We start from the raw sequence: 22,289 nt of genomic DNA, 5'->3' as shown, positions 1-22,289 counted from the left end.
ACGCCGGTGTTGCAATCGCTAGCTCACCAGCGCCGGAATTCCCTCGAATACCTGCCGCATATAGTCGATCATCACGGAGAGCATCCACGGCCCAGCCAGCACCAGGGCGGCAAATAGCGCAACAAGCTTGGGAATGAAAGACAGGGTCATCTCGTTGATCTGGGTGGCAGCCTGGAAAATACTCACCAGCAGGCCGGTTGCCAGCGCAACCAGCAACAGCGGAGCGGAAATCATCAGGGTTACCTCCATGGCCTTCTGGCCCAGCGTCATTACACTTTCCGGGGTCATCGTTTTTTCCTTAAAAAATCGACGGAGCTAACCGTATCAATCATTGTTTTTCTTACACATCAATAGAAACTCTCTGCCAGAGAGCCGAGCAGCATATGCCAGCCGTCGACCAGCACGAACAACATGATCTTGAATGGCAATGCCACGAGAGCGGGCGAAACCATCATCATGCCCATGGACATGAGCACCGAAGCGACAACCATGTCGATAATGAGAAAGGGAATGAATACTGCAAAACCGATCTGAAATGCGGTTTTCAATTCGCTGGTGACAAAAGCCGGGGCAAGTACGCGCAAAGGCACGTCTTCCGGTCCATTCAATTGCGGAACGCCCGAGAGCTTGACGAACAGCGCCAGGTCCGCTTCGCGGGTTTGTTTCATCATGAAGGCTTTGAGCGGCGCTGTACCTCTCTCCAGTGCCTGGGCCATCGTTATCTTGTTATCGGAGTACGGTTGGTAGGCATCCTCGTAAATCCTGTCGAATACGGGACCCATAACGAAAAAAGTAAGAAACAGCGCAAGCCCGACGAGCACCTGATTGGGCGGCGAAGACTGCGTGCCAAGCGCCTGGCGCAACAGCGAGAGCACGATGATGATGCGGGTAAAGCCGGTCATCATCAGCAGCGCAGCCGGCAGGAAAGTGAGCGATGTCAGCAGCAGCAGGGTTTGCAGACTTAGGGAATAGTTTTGCCCTCCTCCCGGGGCCGGCGTGCTGGTGAATGCGGGCAGACCCGGCGTTTGCGCCAACGCGAATAACGGCGCGACAAGCAATACGATCCCGACTGCGATTCCCGGCGTGATGAGCGCACCGGAGAGTTTGTTCATCGCTTTCTTAGTCATGCTGCTCTCTACCGCGCTTGTCGATCACTCGCCTGAACCATTCGGAAAAACGTGCATCTGTCCCGGTCCTACCGGCAGTACTGGCGATATCGCCAGTACTGCCGGTAATCTCACCTTTTGGCATGCTGTGCAATGCCGTTACATGACCCGGGGCAACACCAATTACGAGCCAGGTATCGGCAACTTCCACCAGCACCACCCGCTCACGCTGACCTACAGCCGAGCCGCCGATAACCTTGATTGCGCCAGCGGAGCTTCGTTGCATACCGCCGAAACGCCTCAGCAGCCACGCGCAACCAGCCATTACCGCGAGCACCAGCCCAAGACCAATCATGACCTGGAGCATGCCTGTCCCGGAAGCGACCCCACCGGGTGCTGCAGTTTGCGCAACAGAATTGGCTGGGAATGCGCAGGCGAAGGCTAGTCCCGGCACGAGAAAACGCCTTGGTTTCGCCAGCAAATTCCTTGGCCGGGACGAAACGTTGATAGAACAAAATGTATTGATCGGAATCATGGATTTCTATGCGTGACAACCCTGCAAATTCGGTCAGTACTCATCTATTTCTTACCAGGATTTAGGCTTTCAGGATTTAGCGGTTTAATTTACGGATCCGCTCGCTCGGTGTAATGATGTCGGTAAGACGTATACCGAATTTTTCGTTGACCACGACGACCTCGCCCTGGGCAATCAGATAGCCGTTGACCAGAACATCCATCGGTTCCCCAGCCAGACCGTCCAGTTCCACCACAGAACCTTGCGCCAGCTGGAGCAGGTTCTTGATGGCGATCTTGGTCCGCCCCAGTTGCACGGTGAGCTGGACAGGTATATCCATGATCAAGTCTATGTCATTGTGAATCTGCACCTTTTGCGTGCTGGTGAATTGCTCGAAAATCGGAGCTGGTTCGCCATCGGCGGCAGCAGTTGCGATATCTTCCCGCTCGGTCGTTAAAGGTGCGGAATTGGCTTGTGTTGCGGACACGTTCATCTCCTCGGGTTTATTCGTAAAAGGTCGCTTGGACAGGTTGCGGCGTTCGGCTGAGCTCATTCGTTACTCGCGGAGCCAAGCATTTTTTCCATGCGCAACGCATACTGGCCGTTGGATATGCCATAACGGCATTCCATTACCGGTACGCCATCCACGCTGGCGGTGACAAAATCGGGAAGGTCCAGCGGGATGACATCACCTATCTGCATGTTGAGTATCTGATCGAGGGTGACCTGGACGTGCGCGAGATTTACCAACATGGTTACCTCAGCCGACTGCACTTGTTTTGACAAGCGGCCAACCCATCGTTTATCCACCTCCAGCGCCTCACCCTGCATGCTGCTGGAAAGCAGATCGCGGATCGGCTCAAGAATGGAGTATGGGACGCAAATGTGCATCTCTCCGACGACCGCTCCGAAATTGACCTCGAACGTGGTGGCCACGACCACTTCATTGGGTGTTGCTACGTTGGCGAACTGGGTATTTGTCTCCGCCCGAACGTATTCAAATTCGATGGGATATACCGGTTGCCAGGACTTTCCATAGCTGTCGAACACCAGATTAAGCAGGCGCTGAATGATACGCTGCTCGGTCTGGGTAAAATCCCGGCCTTCCTTCTTGGGGAGAAAACGGCCGTCACCTCCAAATAGATTGTCAACTACCAGGAACACCAGCGTAGGATCGAACACGAACAGCGAGGTGCCGCGTAACGGCTTGACGTGCACAAGGTTCAGATTGCTCGGAACCACCAGGGTCCGCACAAATTCACTGAATTTGATTACCCTTACCGGTCCCGCGGTGACGTTTGCGCTCCGTCGCATGAAATTGAACAAGCTAAGCCGTAACAGACGTGCAAACCGCTCATTGATGATTTCAAGCGTGGGCATACGCCCACGCACAATACGCTCCTGCGTTGCCAGGTTATAGGGACGGAAGCCCGACGATGCGTTGTTTTGCTGAGCCACTTCCGCACCACCTGTTACTCCTTTAAGCAGTGCATCCACCTCTTCCCGGGAGAGAAAGTCATTGCTCATGGGGGCTTATTGGATGACGAAAGAAGTAAAAAGCACGCTTTCAACGGCGTGCCCGGCGCCTCCTTCATTGAAGGGCTGATTGATCTCCGCCAGCAATTCGGCGGCAAGCTTCTTCTTGCCGTCAATGGCAGTAATCTGTGAGGCCTCTTTACCGGAAAGAAGCAGCAAGATGCGGTTGCGCACTTCAGGCATGTGCAGCTTGATCAAATCGACTGTCCTGATATCCTCAACCTTCAAGGTCAGACTGGTCTGCAGATGCTGCTCGTTGTGCTCAGCCTGGAGATTGACGGTAAATGTATCGAGGCTGAGGAAAACAGGTGGTTTGTGCGTGAGGGCCGCCTCGTCCCGAACCTGGCTGAAATACCACGCCGCGCCTCCGGCTCCGGCGCCGAGCAGCAGCGCCGCGGAAACAATCACAAGAATCAGGTTGCTTCTTCCGGTTTTTTGTTCCGGCCTGATTGCTTGTTCTCTATAATCCCTGTCCTGCTTGTTTAGCTTGTTTAGCTTGGTTGCCATGTTTCATCCTGTTGCAAATTATGAATATCATTATCACGCCGATAGCAGCGCGACAACGCGGGGAACAGAGGGAGAAAAAAGTGCCAACTCGGAATTTGGTGCGAGACGGTCTCCGCCAGAAGACCGGGGAAAAAGATGAAAAAGATCAAATACAGCGGGAAGATAAATAAAAACCGGGAGGCCATGTGCTGTCTGACGCTTATCTGGCCCGGCCTGAAAATCGCAAGTATTTTCAACTCTGGCCAGCAGTCTGTCCGCTCCATCTAACGCTACGCGAATGTATCCACCAGACTGTTTCCGGCAGAACGGATATGACCGGCGCCCATATCGTTCCTCTGCGCGGTTCCCAAGCCGACACCATCATAACGTGCGCCAGGCCGGCCTTGCCTGTCGAATTCTCTCTGCTGTTGCGGAGATTCGGAGCTAACGGTCGTGCTGCCCAGATTGATTCCGCTGTCCGCCATCATTTCCTTAAGCCGAGGCAGGGCGGCTTCCAGCGCTTGCCGCACATCGGGTTGTTGCGAAACAAACGTTGCGCTGGCCTGATCTCCGGCAACGGATAAAACGACTTGCAAGGGTCCAAGACCGGGAGGGTTGAGATTCAATTCCGCAATCTGTTGTTGCTGAGACACCATCCAGAGTACTTTCTGACCCAAAGCGCTATCCCAGCCCGGCGCCCCCAGGCGTGGTTCCAGTCCTGGCACGGCAGCGGCATGGGCAGGTGCATCTGCCGCAACGGTTGAGATTGCAGATGCGGGGCCGCGCTCAGCCGCGATGGCCGTCATCATTGCTTCCACCTGTGCGGGAGGCAAGCTTTGGTGGGGCGTATCCGCGAGGAATTGCGCTGATTTTTCACCTTCCGTTGTCAGCTTGATTTCCCTCAGGCTGAATTCCGGCAAGCTTGATTGCAAGCGTGGTGAAGCGCCCTGCGCTGCAGCCGGTTCCATCCTGATCGGCGCGCCATCTCCAATAACCGCGCGCGCAGCCTCAACCTGTCTCGCCGTGGTTACCATCCCGGTCGCGTTGATCGCCATCTCGGTTGCCAATACATCCACTGATGTTTCGGTCGATATTTCAGCCAGCACAGAGGCGGATAATTGAGCGGTTCCGGGAGCGATCCCGCGCACTCCGGCCGTGGATGATTCCGCACCGGTTCCGGCTTCGGCAGGGCGAGTGGCGACCAAACCGGGCTGCAAGGCTGGAGCACCCCCTTGCTGCGCCACAATCGCGGCCAGCTCGGCCTGTGGAACTTCTGGCGTGAGATTGACCGAAGCATCGGTCAACGCATGGCCTGAGGCATCAACGTGATTACCGGTCGAGGCTTTGGGCGAATAGCCGGCCACCCGTTCTCGTTCTGACAGCACATTTGCGAGGGCGATGGAGGGCGGCAATATAGTGGCCACAGCCATAGGGGTCTCTGCATCCTTGCCGTCCTTCTGTATTTCCGCGTTTCGGTCCGCCATCTGCTCAGTTCGCATGGCTGTGTCATCCGAAGTATTGGTTTGCGCAGCGTTCCCACCGGATGATCCGACACCGGGCACATCGCCTTTTCCGTTCATTTCGTGCTCAAGTACCTCGCTGAAGCCTGCTTGCCCGGCTCCTCCGGCATCGGCAGCATCCGAAGCTGGACCGGAGCTTTTGATTTGAGACACTGGGGATGAAGTCGAATTGGGCAGCATGGGCGAGGTCAGCATAGTTTTGTTCTCAATAGTAAATGCGATTGGAAGGGAAACGCCTAGCGCGACATTTTCTGACGTGCCGTGGTGTTGCCTGCATACTCGTCAGTTTCCTGCTGTTCACGCTTTACGGTACGCAGCAATTCCGCCCGCATGTCGCGCTGTGCCAGTGTGTCATAGGAGTTGAAAGTACGTTTGGCCGACTGCCACGCTGCCCTGCCCGCCGCAACGCGCTGGTGCGCCGAAGCCAGAGCCTCGCGCTGCTGAGTGATGGCGTCGTCAAGCTTATCGAGAAATTCCTGGTAGTTGCGCCAGTCGGAAGCGGTTAACCCTTGTTGCATCAATGCCTGGAAGCGGGCACAGTAGTCATCCCGGTATTGCAGCAGTAATTGGAGCTTGGCTTCCATGTGTACACCTTGTGTTTGCAGCGCTCCCAGGCGTTTTGCTGCGTCGTCTGTGCGCGTTTGCGCCAGTTCGAGCAGCGTCGTCAAAGCAGAAGATTTAGACATTTTTCGATAGTATCCAGTTAGGGTTCGGTCAGGCTGGGCTGGACCGACTGGGCTTGCGGGCCGAGCAGCGTGCCTAATCGGGTGGCGCTGTCTGCGTAACCCGCGCACTCGAACATGCCCTGCTGGAGAAATGCCTCCAGTTGGGGGTACAGCGCTATGGCGCGATCCAGCAGCTTATCGCTACCGGGCAAATAGGCTCCCACGCTGATCAGGTCGCGCGAGCGCTGGTAACGCGAGTAGAGCTGCTTGAACCCGCGCACCTGTTCGAAATATTCCGGCTGGATCAGGCTGGTCATAGCGCGGCTGATTGAAGCTTCGATATCAATGGCGGGATAATGGCCCGCTTCCGCAAGCTGCCGCGACAGCACAACGTGCCCATCGAGAATAGCGCGGGCCGCATCCGCGATTGGGTCCTGCTGATCGTCCCCCTCTGTCAGCACCGTGTAAAACGCCGTTATCGAACCACCGCCCTTGGCGCCGTTTCCGGCGCGTTCCACCAATTGCGGCAATCTGGCGAATACGGAAGGCGGGTAACCCTTGGTAGCAGGCGGCTCACCGATTGCCAGTGCAATCTCCCGCTGGGCCATGGCGTAGCGGGTAAGGGAATCCATTATCAGCAGAACATTCTTCCCCTGGTCGCGGAAATACTCGGCGATGGACGTGGCATAGGAGGCGCCCTGCAATCGCATCAGTGGCCATGTGTCGGCCGGGGCAGCGACCACTACTGAACGGGCCAGTCCTTCCGGACCGAGGATCTGTTCGATAAATTCCTTTACCTCGCGTCCTCGCTCACCGATCAGCCCGACTACAATTACATCAGCGCTGGTGTAGCGCGCCATCATGCCAAGCAGCACGCTCTTCCCTACTCCGGAGCCGGCGAACAGGCCCATGCGTTGGCCGCGTCCCACGGTGAGCAGGGCATTGATGGCCCGCACCCCAACATCGAGTATCTGATTGATCGGTTCCCGATCGAGCGGATTAAGCGGCTTATTGACGAGTGGCGCGCCATGCCCCGCCTCCAGCGGCCCAAGACCATCCAGCGGACGTCCGGTCCCATCCAGCACTCGCCCCAGCAGACCCTCCCCCACCGGGAAGCGCCTGAGCCGGTCCGATGCGCGTCGTCGTGGCTGGCCAGCGTTGCCGAGTATCGGCAATGCCCCGGTGTTGCCCCAGGGGATTACCTTTGCACCGGGCGTAAGGCCGGATATGTCGTTGGTGGGCATCAGGTAAAGCCGGTCGCCGTGGAAACCCACCACCTCGGCTTCCAACCGGTTGCCGTTCGGCATGAGCACGGTGCAGCCGCTTCCCACTGCAAGCTTGAGCCCGACTGCTTCCATTACCAGTCCGGTAACGCGAGTAAGGCTGCCCGAAACCTCGAAAGGTTGGGAACTGACAGCCAGATCACCGCATCCCTTGAGGAAGCTGCGCCACTGGTCTGCGTGAGAGGAAACTTTCATTATCCTAAATCCGGTAGTTGGACGGGGTGGAGTGTGCGGTTCTTGCGGTGCAGGGCAAGGCGCAATGACGCGGAATGGTCATTCCATTCCAAGGAGTTGCAACGCAGCCATGTACCATAAAAACCGTTCAATCCGCCCCGTAGCGGACTCACCCAAAAGATGAAGGTCAAGTGATACAAAAAGTCTTTGTGGATCATAATCCTAAACTGGAAAATGAGCGGTCAACTGCCGGATTTAGGATTACTCCAGCCAATTGCTATTCTGTCCCAGTGCCTGTGCAATACGCTGCCAGCGGGTTGCAAGGGTGGCATCGATGTGACTGTTGCCCATCTTGATCCGGCAATTCCCGCGCTCCATGTTGGTATCAACATAAACCGCGCAGTCATTGAGTTCGTGATTCAAATGTTCGCGCACCAGGGCAGCGTCATCCGGATGCAAAAATAACTGCGCCGGTTGGCTGAGCGCAGCGTCATGCTGGAGGCACTCCCGCACTACAGCAAGAATAAGTTCCGGCTTCACCTTCAAGGCCTCGCGCATCATTTGCTTTGCAAGGCAGAGAGCAAGAGTGAGCAGATCGCCGGCGATAGCCTGATCGGCACCGGCCAATTCCCGCTGTAAACTCTGGAGCAATCCTTGCAATTTGATGGCGTCCGCAGCCGCCTGCTCGTCGCCTGCCTGACGGCCAACCGCATGACCCGCCTTGAAACCAGCGTCGTACCCTGCGGCATGCCCTTCCTGCTGCGCTTGTTGATGAATCTGTTCGATTTGTTCGACGGTAGGTAGAAATACCGGGACGCTTGACTCTCCCGGGTCATCCTGCTTCTCGTCACAAGACTCGGGTATTGCCCGGACGGCTGACTCGAAGGCATCCATCTCCCAGCGCTGATAATTGAAGAGGCGTTCTTTCGGAATAATCCGGCTGGGCATAGATGCTCGTCCTTTCCTTTCTAGATTGTTCTGCGAGCTACTTGGCTACTACCAATCCGGTCGCTGCCAAATCGGGAAAGCAGCCCTGTTAAACGTAACTCTCTTCATTCTTGCTGCCAAATGCGATCCGGCCCTCGTCGACGAGCCGTCGCACAACTTGCAATATCTGCTTCTGATGCGTCTCGACCTCGCTTACCCTAACCGGGCCCATGACTTCCAGGTCTTCCCGCAGCATTTCGGAGGCCCTGTTGGACATGTTTCGGAATATTTTTTCGCGCAATTCCTCCGCGGCGCCTTTCAGTGCAATGACCAGAGACGCGGACTCGACTTCGCGCAGTATGAGTTGGATACCGCGATCATCGATGTCCATCAGGTTCTCGAAGACGATCATCTGGTCCATTATTTTCTGTGCGAGATCGTCATCAAACTCGCGTAAATTGCCGAGCACGGAGGCCTCGGCCGCGCTACCCATGAAGTTGATAATTTCGGCCGCCGTGCGAATTCCGCCTACCGGGCTCTTGTTGATATTCTCGCTGCCAGACAGCAGGTCGGTCAGCACCTCGTTGAGTTCGCGCAATGCGTAGGGCTGAATGCCTTCAAGCGTGGCGATACGCAGCAGCACGTCGTTGCGCAGTTGCTCAGTAAGTTGACCCAGAATATCGCTTGCCTGATTACGGTCCAGATGAACCAGAATGGTGGCGATGATTTGCGGATGCTCGCCTTTGATCAGCTCCGCCACCGACTGCGAATCAATCCATTTGAGACCTTCTATACCACTGGTATCGCTGCCTTCGAGAATACGGCTGATAATATCGGTGGACTTATCCTCGCCCAAAGCCCTTTGCAGCACCGTGCGGGCGTAGCTCTCCGAATCGATATCCAGTAAAAGGGTTTCTCCTGTGGCACGACTACAGAAATCGCTGAGTACAACGTCGATCTGCTCCTGACTCACATTCTTCAGTTTTGCCATCGCCATACCCAGTTTCTGCACCTCAAGAGGATTGAGATGCTTGAGTACCTTCACCGCCTCATCCTCACCTAGCGACAGAAGCAGAATCGCACCCTTGTTGACGCCTTCCTCATTCATTGCCGGTTACCCACTGCTTGACCACGTTTGCCACCACCTTTGGATCGTCTCTGGCCAGTTGCCGGGCAAGCGCCAGGTTCTGTTCATACTGGGGAAACTGCGGCACTTGCTTCAGAGCAGGCGCCGTTTGCACAACCTGATCCTCCTTTTGTTCGGGAGATTCGGCCAGCAGAGGCGGAGCCGGCGGTTGATTCGCGCGCTTCAGCATCGGACGCAATACGCCCAGCACCAGATACATGATCAAGGCTGCGATCAGCAAATTCTTTCCCACCTGCTGGGCAAGATCGATCATCTCAGGTTGTTTCCAGAGCGGCAGCTCGGGCGGAAGATCCTGCTGCATGTCCGTGAACGGGCTATTGACCACATTCAATGTATCGCCGCGTTCCCTGTTGAAGCCCATGGCTTCTTTCACCAGATCCGTGATCTGTACCTTCTGAACTTCAGTCAGCGGTTTGCTGCTGACGGCTCCATTCTGATCCGTTACCTGGTGATGGTTAACCACTACCGCAACGGACAATCGCTTGATGCCGCCCACCGGTTTCCGCACGTGCTGGATTCTCTTGTCCACCTCATAGTTGATGGTGGCATCCTTGCGCGTATTGGATGGCGGCTTGGGCGTATTGGCTTGTGCATCTGGTGCTCCAGGCGGCGTGGCGCCGACATTTGGCGTTTGGCTAAGCGGCGAGCCCGGCGGTGGCGGCGTATTGATTGGCGCGGTTGCCGGCATCGGAGGCTGATTGGAAAGCGCACCGGGCACACCGCCCTCGGTCTGGCCGCTGCTGGCCGATTCCGAGGTCTGCTGACTGCGTACCGTCGAGCTGCCGGGGTCCTGGTTAGGTTTGTAGATCTCTTCCATCTGCTCGGAGTGAGCAAAATCGACATCCGCGGCAACCTGAGCGCGAACGTTTCCCTTCCCGACAATGGGCGCGATGATGGCTTCGATGCGTCTTATATAACTCTGCTCAAGCGCCTGCAGGTACTTCAACTGATTGGGGTTCAAGCCGCTGCCGGGATCCGATTCATCGACTTTGCTCAACAGATTGCCTTGCTGATCCACTACGGTGACATTACTGAGAGGCAGGTTCGGGACACTGCTCGAAACCAGATGCATGATTGCGTTTACCTGCTGCGGATCGAGCACGCGTCCAGGGTAGAGATTTACCAGCACCGACGCGCTGGGCTTCTGTTGTTCGCGCATGAATACCGATTGCTTGCCCATGGCCAGATGAACCCGCGCGCTATCGACCGCCGCAATTGCCTGGATCGAGCGGGCAAGTTCGCCTTCCAGCGCACGCTGGAAATTGACTTGTTCAAGAAACTGGCTGGTGCCAAATTTCTGGTTCTCCATCAGCTCAAAACCCACCAGTCCACCCTTTGGTAAACCCTGCGCGGCAAGCTTCAGCCGGACATCATGAACCCGATCGGCAGGCACGAGAATCGCGCCCCCGCCATCGACAAACTTGTGCGGCACATTCATTTGCTGCAGGGATGCGATGATGGCTCCGCCATCACGGTCGGACACGTTGCTGAATAACACTTTGTAGTCTGGAGCCTGAGTCCACATCCAACCGCCCGCCAGCAGCGCAATAATGGCCGAGACAGCCAGCATCAGGCCCGTTTTTTGCGGACTCGACAGCCGGGCCATAAAACCCTGTACAAAATTCTGAATGCCGCCCCCCGGGACGGTTGCGACTGCCTCCGCCGCTACTGCCATGACGTTGTCTCCGGTGATTCCATGCGAATCGAAAAGGATTTTTTATTGGTCGTCATATTCAGGGTAGGCCTGCGGTCGCATAAAGGAATTGGAATTCCAGCATTATCGACATGCGCGCCCCTTTTAATGCAGAGAATAAAAGTGGGTTTCCCGGCTATTTCGGGACATGGGGTTGGGTCAACGGATGCTATCGTGCACACTTTCCTGAAAGCACGAATGGCGGAGGCAATATGGATGTATCGAAAATAGACGCGATGCTCGCGCAGCTGCAAACCGGTGCAGCGCGCGCCGCCGGAAAAATGGCGCCGATCTCGACAGCATCGAACGCGGCTGCGGGTGGAGGTGTTGATTTCACCTCCGTACTCAAGAAGTCGCTGGATCACGTTAATAACGTCCAGCAGCATGCCACAAAGCTTGGTCGGGATTTCGAACTGGGCGCGCCCGAAGCAAACCTGACCGAGGCCATGATTTCCATGCAGAAGGCGTCCATCTCATTCCAATATACGCTGCAAGTGCGCAACAAGCTGGTGTCGGCATATCAGGACATCATGAATATGCCGGTCTGAAATTATCGGCTACCCATAGAAGGAGGTCCATGGAAGGAAATACCTAATCCGGACGCGGAAGCGCCGAAATTTCCATTTTGGTTTCCATTTTGGTTTCCATCTTATAAAGCCACGCCAGCAGTTCCGCCACGGCGCGATAGAGTTGAGGCGGAATATACTGATCCAGATCCACCTGCATCAGCAGGGATACCAGTTCAGCCGATTCATGCACGTAGATGCCATGGGCTCGCGCCTCGCTGATAATGGTTTCAGCGATCAGTCCGCGCCCCTTGGCGATTACCTGGGGAGCTGCACGGCCGGCGCGGTAAGCCAGCGCCACCGCAACTCCCCGCGCTTTACTCGGGTCAGGTTGCTTCATCCAGATCCACTCCCATCCCCAGTAGTTTAATGCCGGCCAATTCCAGCCCTTCCGCAAGCGGCGCCGCGCCGGCGCGCAGCATGAACGCCGTCACGGGTTCCGCTGCCGTTACCCGCACTTCGACGCCGTGTGCGCCGAGCCTCAGGCTGGCCGAGATTTGACCCAGGTTTGGCAGAGTCAGATTCAAGCGGGTCTGCCAGGCGGCTGGAGTTTGGCCGGCCTCATCGGTTGAATCCGGTTTTTCCTCTGCGACCTCCCATTCTATGGTTTGACCAGGCCAGGCGATACCCTGCCAGCTGACCTGCCGCATCTCGAAAGCTTCGAGTTGCTGCCGCACCAGGGCCAGGGCATCGGGATGAACTGGAGCAGGCGCGTCGGCGGTGCTTTCGCTTGCCATGGCAGACATAGCCGACATAGCCGTCATGGCGGATGCGCTCGACCAGGTATTTGTACCAGGCATGGACGGGCGCAGCCCGGACAGGGGTGCCTGTGGCTCCAGCAGTAAATCTTCCAGTGGCCTGGCGCCGGCTATCCACTGCGCCTGATGAGATTCGTAGAACAGACCGCTTTGGCCCAGTGCGCCGGCCAGGCTCCGGGCCAGTTGAACACCGTCGGCAGGTGGTGCCGCAAGCAAGGGGGATCTGTTGGATAGTGCTGGTGTGGTATCGGGAGAAGCCGAGCGGCCCAACAGCCCGCTGATAAATCGTCCGGCCCTGCTCAGCGGTACGGAAATTGCGGTAGCGGGTGTATCTGTCATGAGCATGAATGCCGGCCGAGGATTCCGGGAAACGAAAATCAGATTCAGCGCATCCCCCGGGTGCAAGCCGGCAGGCAGCTTCATATGCAATAGCTGCTTATCCGCCGTATCCGGTGCCTCCAGCATCACCGCAAACTCCCCATTTAAGAGAGCGGCGTGCACCGTTGCACGAAGATGCCGGCCTGGTTCCAGTCCCGCCAGGAAGGCTGCGTAGCTGGCTTGCCTGTGGGCTGACGAACCGCTCGGGCTGGCCGAAACTATTGCATTGAGCGCATTGAGTGCAAGCATTTCAAGTATTTTTTCTGAATTCAGTAGGCTAATGCCGTTGCGCTATTGTTTGTACTGTCCCCTATACCAAGAAAGAAATGGAGCGACTAAGAGAACATATTCAATCTCCACCGTTTTTCGCGTAACGCGGAATTGCTATCTACAATCGTTCTTGTCATACGCCTGATGTACCCGCCGGGCCATCCCGGCGTTGCCAAGCAAAGTCTGCACCTGTTTCATCCAGGGCTCGGCGTAAGTGCGTATTTCCGAATCATCGGCCAGAATCTTGTGTATCAGTTCAATTTTCCGACGCTGCATGTCAGCCGTAAGCCGCACAGGTTGTGCCGCCCTGAGTTGCGCCACCACCCCGGCGCAACAGCGTTCCAGCACCGTCAATCTATCCCATTCGCCGACTCGGGCTGCTTCTTTCATTTCACCGGTAAAATTGGAAATAGCCTGAAATGCGGCGAGGATTTCCGCGTTGCTCATCGTACTCATGCTTTTCCCAAGCCATTGAGTGCGGCTTTGGAAGCCGAAGAGGCTGAAGAGTCGGTACCCGCACTGCCGGGCGCAGTAGAGGCGCCAATTGCTTCCCACGCCTCACTCAACTCGCCAAGCAGGCGAGCGACTTCCTCGATGTATTCAGGTTTATTATGCAAATTGGCAAACAACAGGCGGCGGCCCATGTAATCGTAGAGCGCATTCAGCTGCTGCGCCAGTTCGCCCCCGGCCTTGATATCCAGGCTGGCCTGAAGACCGGAATTTATAATCGTAATCGCCCTGGAAATGGCCTCCCCCTTGGCCTTGATCTCGCCGCTTCTCATATGAGCAAGCGCGGAAGATAGTGCCACTTGTGCACCCTCGAACAGCATCAGGATGAGCTTGTGCGGGCTGGCCGCGATCACACCGGTTTCGAGACCAACGCGGGCATAGGCGTTAACGCCGTTGCGGGATGCTGTATACATATTGTGATACTCCTTCAGGGACTGTTCTTCGTTCAGGAATTGGAATTATTCTTGGGTAATGCCGCGAGTTGCTGCTGGAGAAACTGGCTGGTCTGATTCAAGCTGCTAAGCATCACGTCGAGCGCGGTGAACTGCGCCCGGTAACGAGCCTCGGTTATGTCCAGGCGCTTGATAAAATCTTCCTGACGGCGGTCTATATCCTTGATGCTGGCATTGATTCCATCGACACGGGTGGCGATGATGCCATCGTCAGCCAGCAGATCTTCCGCCAGCTTGTTCAACCGGTCGGCATAACCGCGCGAGAAATTGACTGTCCCCCGCTCACCCAGCGGACCGCCGTTGATGATGAGGCGCAAGCCCTCCGTGGCGTCGCCTGCCCCAGCCGTGAGTATCTGGCCCGTTCCGGTACCGGCCACGCCATTAATCGTACCTGCCGCATCCACTCCCACCGTTGCCGCAGGGCTTGCCCCAAGCAGATTATCGGCGCCATTGCCGCCGGATAATGCGATGCTGGAGCCGGAACCGTAGCGCGCCGACGCAAGGCCGAGTACGCCGGCGGATTGTGAAACCACAACCGAACTGCCCGCCGCCACGAGAGCGGCAGCGCCATTCAGCTTGCTTTGCACCTCGGCCGCAAGCGCATCTGCCGATCCATACGTCGCGGCAGCGAGCGTAATGCTGACCGCCACGCCATCGACGGTGAGAGTCAACTGATCGTTGACACCGGCGGTAATGGTTAGCCCCGCGGCCTGGCTTCCGGTAAGGCCACCCGTGGTAGCCAATTGCGTGACTGTGATCGCATAGTTTCCAGCAGCTGTCTTATCGGTCGCGCCGCCATAGGCGATCAGGCTATCGGTGGGCATGCCACGCGCAGCGAAGAGACCGGCGATATGATCGAGGCCGGCATCGGTTGCGGTCTGCAGCTTGGTGGAATCCAGTGCAAGGCTGCCGTCTTTCTGAAAGGCGACGCCAATCTGTGATAACGAGGTAAAGCTGCCTGATGTGCCGCCCATGCTTCCCACCGAGGCTGATACCGTGGCGCGAAGCCAGCGCTGAATTGATAAGGCTGCGGAATCTCCCTGCAGCACCCCGCCCCTGTCCGCCGCCGTGTTATATGTACTGAGATCCGCGAGTGTCTGATTAACCGAATTGAACGACTTGACGAATGCTTCCACTGACGCCTTGATGCCATCGGTATCGCGTACCACGTTAAGCGTGGTCGGGCTGCCCGCATTGCTCTTGAGCAGGTTGAGTGTCACACCCTCGATCGCGTCGGTAATCGTGTTCGAGGTCTTGCTGATGGCGATCCCATCGATCAGGAGCTTTGCGTCCTGCGCCGCCTGAGCCTGCGTGAGATTCTTTCCGGCACCGACTGCAGCGGTCGGATCGAAAGCAAGCTGGGATAAACCAGCGGTGTCCAGGTTAGCGCCGTCGTCATCGCTCACAGTGATCTTGACGCTGTTGGCAGCACCTCCGTCCTTCGAGGTTAATACCAGGCGGTTGCTGCTGCCGTCGTTGATAATTGTTGCGCTAATGCCGATATTGGCTGCATTGATCGCGTCGCGCACCCCGGAAAGCGTATTATTGGAGGCATCGATCGTTACTGTTTGCGCCGGTTTTGCGCTGTTCAGGGTAAAAGTGTTCGAGCCGCTGTCATAAGTGCCGTATTGAATGGTCAGGGTGCCGCTGCCCACCACGCTGGTAGTGCCGGCAAAACCCCCCGAATGGACTTTTTGCTGTTGCGCCAATTGCTGCACTTCCACCGAGTAGCTGCCAGGCACCGCCTTGCCATCGGTATTGGCAGTGGCAGTCAATATGGAAGCGTCTCCTGCACTGGCCTTTACAGCCTGGAACTTGGTCGGGTCGGCGAGTCCTTGCATAGCAGTCTGGAATGCAGACAATGCGCCCTTCAGTGTTCCATAGGCGGACAGCTTCGCCTTGTAATCCGATTCGCGCCGGTCCAGCAACGCGAGCGGTTGCCGTTCGACCGCCATCAACTGGCTGACGATACCATTCACATCGAGATTCGAGCCCACACCTGGTGCTGTGATTCCCATGTTTGTCTCCCGTTTTGTGCTGTTCGTTAAATTCCGCCCCATGGGCCTGGTCAAGCTTTCGTTTGCAAAAGCAGACCCTTCAACCGGCCAAGCGCCTTGGCCAGGGCCAGCATTTCCTCCATTGGGATCTGCCGTACTAACTCCCCGGTTGCGCTGTCGATGATTTTAACCACTAGCCTGTCGCTCTCGGCGTCAATACTAAACTCCAGCGTAGACGTGTCCGCCTGGGTGATTTCCTGCGCTATCTGCGCACGCGCCGACGGCGATGACATCCTGCCCGAGCGGTTTTGCGTGTCCCCGGCCGGCCGTATTAAGCCGGGTTCGGAGCGGGTTACGGCGCCGGTTCCAACCTGTTTGATGTCCATCGCAGACTCCGAAGCAATTGAAAAGGGAACCCGGAGCGCGCCCCGGATTCCTCATTGCAACAAACTTCCAGCCCGATTCAGGCTGGTTAAGCCGATCAGCCCCGGCTAGCCTCTTAGCAACGCCAGCACGGACTGCGGAAGCGCATTTGCCTGGGCCAGCATTGCCGTTCCAGCCTGTTGCAACACCTGGTTCCTGGAAAGGATGGCTGTTTCGGAGGCGAAATCCGTGTCCACGATACGGCTGCGGGACGCAGACAGATTCTCCGCAGTGGTTTGCAGGTTTGAGACGGCGGACGAGAAACGGTTCTGGTAGGCGCCAAGGTCGGCACGTGCCGCATTGAGCGCGCTCAGGGCCGAATCCATGGAGGCGATTGCAGTGTCAGCACCCGAGGTCGTACTTATGTCCGCCGACGTGAAACCTACGACAGTGGTAACTGTTGCAGCGGTCGTGGCGTCAGTCAGACCAGTTCGTGCCAGGGTCGCTGTCCCACTCATGATCACGTCGATGCCCTCGCTCGAAGTGCTGGTCAACGTAACGGCGCCATCCGTCACACTGGATGTGGCAGTAACATTAGTTGAGCCCGACACTGCGTTAATAGCCGCCGCGATGGCTGCCCCTTGAAGGATATCAGTGCCGCCGGCGGTAATTGCGCCCACGTCGATACCATTGATCTGGAGATCGCCTGCGGCGATGTCGTCCGTCGTCGCCGTGAAGGCCGTAGGAGCAGCGCCGACCACGCTGGTTGCGTAAGTGGTGGTCGTTCCCAGGGACGCGCTTTGAGCATTGACCAGGCTGCTGATGTTGATGGTTTCGCCGACGTTGGCGCCGACCTGGAATGCCTGGTTGGTAAAGGTGCCATCGAGCAGTTTGATGCCGTTGAAGGCAGTGGTCGAAGCGACCCGATCGATTTCGGCTTTGATCTGCTGTACTTCATTGTTGAGCGCGGTACGGTCGCTTACGCTGTTGCTCGCGTTGCGCGATTGCACGGCCAGTTCACGGATACGTTGCAGGTTGTTGCCGATTTCGCCCAGCGCGCCTTCGGCGGTTTGTGACATCGAAATGCCGTCGTTGGCGTTGCGAACGGCCTGGTTCAGACCGCGAATCTGCGAAGTCATGCGCTCGGAAATCGCCAGTCCTGCGGCGTCGTCCTTGGCGCTGTTGATGCGCAGGCCCGAGGACAGACGTTGCAATGTGGTAGCAAGCGCATTCTGCGAGCTGTTAAGATTGCGTTGCGCATTCAACGCAATCACGTTGGTGTTGATAATTGCAGCCATGTAAATCTCCTTGACTAAGTTTTATGGGATACGCCTCACAGCGTTAACTTTGGCTCACCTCGGGGTTTTTCGAGGCTGTTCAACCGCTGTTATGCTTATTAACGGAGGTCCAGGAGAAACATTTAACCGGTTTGTCAAATTTTTTTGTGCAATAGCTTCGAGTTTCCTGCAGGTGCAAAATTTCCGGTGCAAAACTTGTAAAGGCACCGGGTTCTCAAGCGGTAAGACAAAGCAGGTTTGCTTCGCAGCCCGCAACAATTATCATATCGTCATAACCGGATAAATGGTCGCAGGATAATGATAAGCGGATGGAGGACTTCGTAATGCGCCGATCAGGCGGGGATTTGCGCCACAATTCCGGCGTTGAGCCGAGCACGATTTGCAGGGGTGGGTCTGGGACGTACTGATACGCAAGTAGAGACGCGGCGAGGAAACCGTACAAACGTCCTACCAGCGGGAGTTGGTATCCAGCGGCGTGTATATTAGGCCATTTTCGGGGTTCTGGATTCCATGTCAATCCGGAAATAACGAAGCCGTAAATTTTTTACATTTCTCGTCGAATAAATAGAATCAGGCGAGGCCATTCTTGATGGCGTAATGGGTCAGTTCGGCATTGTTCTTGAGTTTCATCTTCTCCAGCAGGCGGCTGCGGTAGACGCTGACGGTCTTCACCGACAGGCACATTTCCTCGGCCGCGTCAGTCAGGCTTTTGCCTGAGGCGATCAGGCGCAGCGTCTGGTATTCCCGGTCGGATAGAGATTCGTGAGGCGCCTGGTCATGGTCGATGGCAAGATTGTCGGCCATGGCTTCGGCCAGCGTCGTCGTCAGATATTTACGCCCTCGCGAAACCTGATGGATCGCAGCCATCAGCTCGCTTGGCGCGCTTTGCTTGGTGAGATAGCCCGACGCGCCAGCCTTAAGCGCCCGGATGGCATACAGCCCCTCTTCATGCATGCTGAGCATGAGCACGGGGATTCTTGGACACTCTTTCTTGATCTGCTTCAAAACCTCGATGCCGTTTCTGTCCGGCAGCGAAATGTCCAGTACCACTACGTTCCACTCGCCGTCGCGTAATTGCCGCATCGCCTCCGCACCGCATCCGGCTTCTCCGATAAGCATGACCTTACCGCTTTCCAGCAGAATTTGCCGCAAGCCCTGCCGGACGATGGCGTGGTCATCGACGATCAGCACGTTCATGACCGCTATGCCTTTGGTCGTGCAGTCTTCGATCGAGCAGCGCTCGATCCTGCCGTAATCGAGTTTCCCTCTCCCGACGCAAGCGGGATCGACAAATGCACCGTTGTACCTTTTCTTCCCTGCCCTCGCTGACCGCTGACAGTCAATTTTCCCTCGAGAAGCCCTGCTCGCTCGACCATGCCCCGGATGCCGAAAGAATTGAACTTCGAGTAATCGGCTGGGGTAATGCCGCTGCCGTCATCCCTAACCTCCAGCTCCAGATGCCTCGTATTCTGCTCCCGTACCACGTTCAATCGCACCCAGACATACGATGCCTGTGCATGCTTGATAATATTGGTGAGCGCCTCCTGGAAAATCCTGAATACGGCAACCGCCGCATCAGGCTTCAGTTCAATATCCTGCTGCGCGCACGAGATTTCGCAAGGGATGCCCAGGCGTTTGGCAAATTCCCCTGCCTCCCATTCGATCGCCGCAGCAATGCCGAAATCCATGATGCCTGGACGCAAATCACGGCAAATGCGCTGAATCGAATGCATCGTGCGGTCCACCATACGAGAGACAGTACGAATTTTAGCCGGCAGCTCGGGATTATCGCCATCGCCGCCCATATGCCGGCCCAGCCAGTCGAGATCGATCTTGATAGCCGTCAGGTTGCCCCCCAGATCATCATGAATCTCCTGGGCAATGCGAATGCGCTCGTGCTCTACCGCCGCCATGACATGAGCTGATACTTCCTTCAACCGTTTATGCGATTCCTTGAGCTCGGTCTCCCTGCGCTTGGTTTGCGTGACATTGATGATAATCCCTTCCCAGATCACGCCGACGCCTTTTTCCCGGCGCGGACTGGCTCGCAGGCTGACCCATTTCACGTCGCCATATGATTCGATCCAGAGCCGCCCTTCCCAATTCCATATCGTCAAACTGGCGGCTGAGTGGGCCTTGGACCGACGCAGACTCTCCCGGTCCTCCGGTAGCACAAGATCCAGTAGCAGGGAAGGGTCAGCTTTAAGTTCATCCACCTTGATGCCCAGCACATTGAGGCACTGGTCACTTACAAATGGTATGGAATGGCCGCCATTCTCGCACTCGATATATTGAAACACCATGCCGGGGGAATTCGCAACAATGGTCAACGGGTGGGCTTCCGCCATGGCGTATAACTCGGATTGTTCCTCTTTTTGCTTCATCGGTAGGCTATGTACTCAATGATATCCGACAAGAGACGGGTAACCGCGGGCGGAACACGATCATGAATACATTTGCTCATGCATTGCCTGGGATGGATGGATGAGGCAAAAGTTAAAGCACAACCATCGAAACCGATAGCATACAGCCTGTATCAATTCTAAAACAACTCAATGGCCCAGTGCGGCTAACATGCTAGCCATCACAGTGTGTCGTTCAGTTTTTCCAGAGCATTGCTAATCACGGCAGAATCGGCAGGCCGAACCAAGCGAGCGATTACCTTGCCGTGATTCAGGAAGATCAGCGTCGGCCAGAGCGTTACTCTGAAGGAACGCCCGAGAGGGCGACCCTTGCCATCCTCGATCTTGATGTGCCGTACGGACGGGTATTCGGACAAGGCCGAAGCAATCAGCGGCTGGGCGGCGCGGCAGTGTCCGCACCAGGGAGCGCCGAACTCTATGACAACGGGGCCTTCCAGTGAATCGATTTCGGCGCGCGATGGTTCCATAGCCGCGTAAACACTGTTCATGCCCATATTATAATCCGCTTCGCCGCATAGATCGCCTGCCGAACTGACCAACCTTCCGCAGTTGATTACACAGCGTATTAACCATGTCCTACCCTATTTCTCCTGAGGATACATCCTAACCGGCGAGTCTGCTAACGCTAAAAATAACTCGATACTCTTTCTAATGGCGCGACATACTAGGGACACTCGGCGTTTTGAGGTATGCAGAGTATGCACGTCCCGTTCGGCAAGTCCTCGCAGCAACGCTGGCCGCGTGGGCAGCTGCTCGGCTCGGGTTCGGGGGGAGGAGGAAAAACGGTTGTAAGAGGCCCTAACTCCTCCTCAATGCTCCCAATTGGACTGAAAACAAAAGAGCTGCCGTCATCGGGCCCGCCCCACAGGATCCCATAAAGGCTCGCCTCATTGTCCGATAACCCAAAAACCGGGGAGCCGCTATCACCGTTGTCCGTGACCCTATTGTCACCAGTACCGACCACGCGAAACTGACAGAAAAATATGATATCGGTATCCTTAACCTGAATATTCCGACATGTACCGTTGACGTTGCCAAAAGCCCAGCCGGTGGTTCTTCCCACCTTATTCAGAAAGATTCCGTCAACAGGTTCCTCAGTTTCGCTGACTATTCTTATGGCAGGATTTGAATCATCCAGTGTTATAGATCCGTTATCATTTGTGGTTCTCGCAATATCCTCCCCTCTGCGAACCGTATAAGCTATAAAAGCGGTATCGCTGAAACAGCACCTTTTTCCAGCCGGGCAGTCGCCGCCGATAAAATAGGCAGGATCGACATTCTCGTCACCAATCTTGTTACCTTCGCTATACCAGGGATCATAGGGTTGATGAAAGTCCGTGCCGTTGCTACCCCCCTGGGTTTCGGTACAGTGAGAGTTGGTCACAAATCCATTTCTACCGTTGCGAATGGTATTAAAGCCAAATGTACAGATTTTGTAGCTGAACCAGCCAGTATCAGCCTCGATCTGAGATCCTCTTCGTACAGGACGCCGCCTATCCCTCAGGGTGGCCTGAAACCTGATGGGCTTGACCACTTCGATGATCATAGCCTTCGACGGTACCCCGAGATTATTCAGTTGTGCTTCGATCGATCCCTGCGTTGTCGAATCCTCGATACCTACTTTCAGACGGTTTTTCTGTTCATCCAGATCAGTGAACACGACGCCAGGCACTCCAAGCATTTTATCCAGACTTTTTCGCCACTCAGCGAGTTGCAAAACATCATATTCACCCTTAATAATTTTTATGTCCTCTCCGCGCTTGTACAACGGCTCCTTTGCGAAATCGCCATAAGGACCCCTAGCTTGTTGAAAGAAATTTTTACCCATCACCTCTTTTATCGCCTTGGCTATCCGTGCTTCCAAATCGCTGATAGCGCTGGTGTTCGGTTGTTCTTCGAGAGCTTTAATGTATACGTTCAGAACCCCATGCTCATCAAAAAACATACCGCCAAAACCCGGTATTTTTTCAGCTATTTTAAGAAATTTATCGTCGAGGGTGATTCCGGCCCGGATTGAACTCTGATCTTGAGTGTTTCTTCCTTCTGTGGTTGCACAGCCCCCTACCAGAATCGCCAACCCAGCCATAGCTGTGATAACTGCCCACCGGAAATAGCTCATCTCTCGCCTCCCAAAGGTTTTATCAGACTGTGGTCCATACTCCTTGAGTGCTGGTATATCCGATCCGACAGGTACCCATCGCAATTCCTCTTATACAATTGGTC

General features: G+C 55.9%; 25 protein-coding genes. 2 read left to right on the top strand and 23 right to left on the bottom strand.

Annotation, left to right across the window (positions count from 1 at the left end):
- Window positions 1–18: 18 nt before the first annotated feature.
- From fliQ to fliO, 3 genes are read right to left on the bottom strand one after another with little or no spacing between them, the layout of a single operon-like run.
- Window positions 19–288, bottom strand: coding sequence for a flagellar biosynthesis protein FliQ (fliQ, locus tag CRO05_RS09200; protein WP_097066932.1), 270 nt, complete (start codon window positions 286–288; stop codon window positions 19–21).
- Between the two features lie 59 nt (window positions 289–347).
- Window positions 348–1,112: a flagellar type III secretion system pore protein FliP gene (gene fliP / locus CRO05_RS09195; RefSeq protein WP_097067898.1), complete on the bottom strand. Its 765-nt coding sequence runs from the start codon at window positions 1,110–1,112 to the stop codon at window positions 348–350.
- Between the two features lie 7 nt (window positions 1,113–1,119).
- Window positions 1,120–1,473, bottom strand: a complete 354-nt coding sequence (fliO, locus tag CRO05_RS09190) for a flagellar biosynthetic protein FliO (protein WP_235001367.1) — start codon at window positions 1,471–1,473, stop codon at window positions 1,120–1,122.
- Here fliO and CRO05_RS15835 point away from each other — a divergent pair.
- Window positions 1,460–1,657: a hypothetical protein gene (locus tag CRO05_RS15835; protein WP_235001366.1), complete on the top strand. Its 198-nt coding sequence runs from the start codon at window positions 1,460–1,462 to the stop codon at window positions 1,655–1,657. The genes fliO and CRO05_RS15835 overlap by 14 nt on opposite strands.
- A gap of 60 nt (window positions 1,658–1,717) precedes the next feature.
- Here the strand turns inward: CRO05_RS15835 and fliN are convergent, their stop codons facing one another.
- The 9 genes from fliN to fliF all read right to left on the bottom strand — a co-directional run bounded on the left by fliN (window position 1,718) and on the right by fliF (window position 11,033).
- Window positions 1,718–2,173: a flagellar motor switch protein FliN gene (fliN, locus tag CRO05_RS09185; protein ID WP_097066930.1), complete on the bottom strand. Its 456-nt coding sequence runs from the start codon at window positions 2,171–2,173 to the stop codon at window positions 1,718–1,720.
- Window positions 2,170–3,147 (bottom strand): flagellar motor switch protein FliM, encoded by a 978-nt coding sequence (gene fliM / locus CRO05_RS09180; RefSeq protein WP_097066929.1) that lies wholly within the window; start codon window positions 3,145–3,147, stop codon window positions 2,170–2,172. The genes fliN and fliM overlap by 4 nt, the downstream gene beginning before the upstream one ends.
- A 6-nt stretch (window positions 3,148–3,153) precedes the next feature.
- Window positions 3,154–3,663, bottom strand: coding sequence for a flagellar basal body-associated protein FliL (gene fliL / locus CRO05_RS09175; protein ID WP_097066928.1), 510 nt, complete (start codon window positions 3,661–3,663; stop codon window positions 3,154–3,156).
- A 269-nt stretch (window positions 3,664–3,932) separates the two neighbouring features.
- On the bottom strand, window positions 3,933–5,357 hold the full coding sequence (locus tag CRO05_RS09170) for a flagellar hook-length control protein FliK (RefSeq protein WP_200814346.1): 1,425 nt from the start codon (window positions 5,355–5,357) through the stop codon (window positions 3,933–3,935).
- A 41-nt stretch (window positions 5,358–5,398) separates the two neighbouring features.
- On the bottom strand, window positions 5,399–5,848 hold the full coding sequence (gene fliJ / locus CRO05_RS09165; protein ID WP_097066927.1) for a flagellar export protein FliJ: 450 nt from the start codon (window positions 5,846–5,848) through the stop codon (window positions 5,399–5,401).
- Between the two features lie 17 nt (window positions 5,849–5,865).
- Window positions 5,866–7,305 (bottom strand): flagellar protein export ATPase FliI, encoded by a 1,440-nt coding sequence (gene fliI / locus CRO05_RS09160; RefSeq protein ID WP_097066926.1) that lies wholly within the window; start codon window positions 7,303–7,305, stop codon window positions 5,866–5,868.
- 240 nt (window positions 7,306–7,545) lie between these two features.
- Window positions 7,546–8,232 carry a flagellar assembly protein FliH gene (locus CRO05_RS09155; RefSeq protein WP_097066925.1) on the bottom strand — a complete coding sequence of 229 codons (687 nt, stop codon included), beginning with the start codon at window positions 8,230–8,232 and terminating at the stop codon, window positions 7,546–7,548.
- Window positions 8,233–8,320: 88 nt separating this feature from the next.
- Complete coding sequence (fliG, locus tag CRO05_RS09150; protein ID WP_097066924.1) at window positions 8,321–9,319, bottom strand: flagellar motor switch protein FliG; 999 nt, start codon at window positions 9,317–9,319, stop codon at window positions 8,321–8,323.
- Window positions 9,312–11,033 carry a flagellar basal-body MS-ring/collar protein FliF gene (gene fliF / locus CRO05_RS09145; RefSeq protein WP_097066923.1) on the bottom strand — a complete coding sequence of 574 codons (1,722 nt, stop codon included), beginning with the start codon at window positions 11,031–11,033 and terminating at the stop codon, window positions 9,312–9,314. The genes fliG and fliF overlap by 8 nt, the downstream gene beginning before the upstream one ends.
- 110 nt (window positions 11,034–11,143) lie before the next feature.
- On the opposite strand from fliF, the gene fliE reads away from it, so the two are divergent.
- The gene (gene fliE, locus CRO05_RS09140; protein ID WP_339389608.1) at window positions 11,144–11,599 is read left to right on the top strand and encodes a flagellar hook-basal body complex protein FliE; all 456 of its coding nucleotides are present in this window, start codon (window positions 11,144–11,146) and stop codon (window positions 11,597–11,599) included.
- Window positions 11,600–11,642: 43 nt separating this feature from the next.
- Here the strand turns inward: fliE and CRO05_RS09135 are convergent, their stop codons facing one another.
- The 11 genes from CRO05_RS09135 to CRO05_RS09085 all read right to left on the bottom strand — a co-directional run bounded on the left by CRO05_RS09135 (window position 11,643) and on the right by CRO05_RS09085 (window position 22,185).
- The gene (locus tag CRO05_RS09135; protein ID WP_097066922.1) at window positions 11,643–11,957 is read right to left on the bottom strand and encodes an EscU/YscU/HrcU family type III secretion system export apparatus switch protein; all 315 of its coding nucleotides are present in this window, start codon (window positions 11,955–11,957) and stop codon (window positions 11,643–11,645) included.
- Window positions 11,944–13,002: a flagellar hook-length control protein FliK gene (locus CRO05_RS09130; protein WP_097066921.1), complete on the bottom strand. Its 1,059-nt coding sequence runs from the start codon at window positions 13,000–13,002 to the stop codon at window positions 11,944–11,946. The genes CRO05_RS09135 and CRO05_RS09130 overlap by 14 nt, the downstream gene beginning before the upstream one ends.
- Before the next feature lie 135 nt (window positions 13,003–13,137).
- Complete coding sequence (locus CRO05_RS09125; RefSeq protein WP_097066920.1) at window positions 13,138–13,479, bottom strand: flagellar protein FliT; 342 nt, start codon at window positions 13,477–13,479, stop codon at window positions 13,138–13,140.
- The gene (gene fliS, locus CRO05_RS09120; RefSeq protein WP_097066919.1) at window positions 13,476–13,946 is read right to left on the bottom strand and encodes a flagellar export chaperone FliS; all 471 of its coding nucleotides are present in this window, start codon (window positions 13,944–13,946) and stop codon (window positions 13,476–13,478) included. The genes CRO05_RS09125 and fliS overlap by 4 nt, the downstream gene beginning before the upstream one ends.
- A 32-nt stretch (window positions 13,947–13,978) precedes the next feature.
- Window positions 13,979–16,003, bottom strand: a complete 2,025-nt coding sequence (gene fliD, locus CRO05_RS09115; protein WP_097066918.1) for a flagellar filament capping protein FliD — start codon at window positions 16,001–16,003, stop codon at window positions 13,979–13,981.
- A gap of 50 nt (window positions 16,004–16,053) precedes the next feature.
- The gene (locus tag CRO05_RS09110) at window positions 16,054–16,368 is read right to left on the bottom strand and encodes a flagellar protein FlaG (RefSeq protein WP_097066917.1); all 315 of its coding nucleotides are present in this window, start codon (window positions 16,366–16,368) and stop codon (window positions 16,054–16,056) included.
- Window positions 16,369–16,473: 105 nt separating this feature from the next.
- A complete protein-coding gene (locus CRO05_RS09105; RefSeq protein ID WP_097066916.1) occupies window positions 16,474–17,643 on the bottom strand; it encodes a flagellin in 1,170 nt (389 codons plus the stop codon).
- Window positions 17,644–18,213: 570 nt separating this feature from the next.
- Window positions 18,214–18,840, bottom strand: a complete 627-nt coding sequence (locus tag CRO05_RS09100; protein ID WP_200814344.1) for a response regulator transcription factor — start codon at window positions 18,838–18,840, stop codon at window positions 18,214–18,216.
- 5 nt (window positions 18,841–18,845) lie between these two features.
- Window positions 18,846–20,027, bottom strand: a complete 1,182-nt coding sequence (locus tag CRO05_RS09095) for a sensor histidine kinase (RefSeq protein WP_097066914.1) — start codon at window positions 20,025–20,027, stop codon at window positions 18,846–18,848.
- Between the two features lie 200 nt (window positions 20,028–20,227).
- Window positions 20,228–20,560, bottom strand: coding sequence for a thioredoxin family protein (locus CRO05_RS09090; RefSeq protein WP_097066913.1), 333 nt, complete (start codon window positions 20,558–20,560; stop codon window positions 20,228–20,230).
- A 170-nt stretch (window positions 20,561–20,730) separates the two neighbouring features.
- Window positions 20,731–22,185: a hypothetical protein gene (locus tag CRO05_RS09085; RefSeq protein ID WP_097066912.1), complete on the bottom strand. Its 1,455-nt coding sequence runs from the start codon at window positions 22,183–22,185 to the stop codon at window positions 20,731–20,733.
- Between the last annotated feature and the right edge of the window lie 104 nt (window positions 22,186–22,289).

The sequence above is a fragment of the Nitrosovibrio sp. Nv4 genome, from assembly GCF_900215485.1.
Classification (GTDB): domain Bacteria; phylum Pseudomonadota; class Gammaproteobacteria; order Burkholderiales; family Nitrosomonadaceae; genus Nitrosospira.
This window is presented reverse-complemented; position numbering and strand designations above follow the sequence as displayed.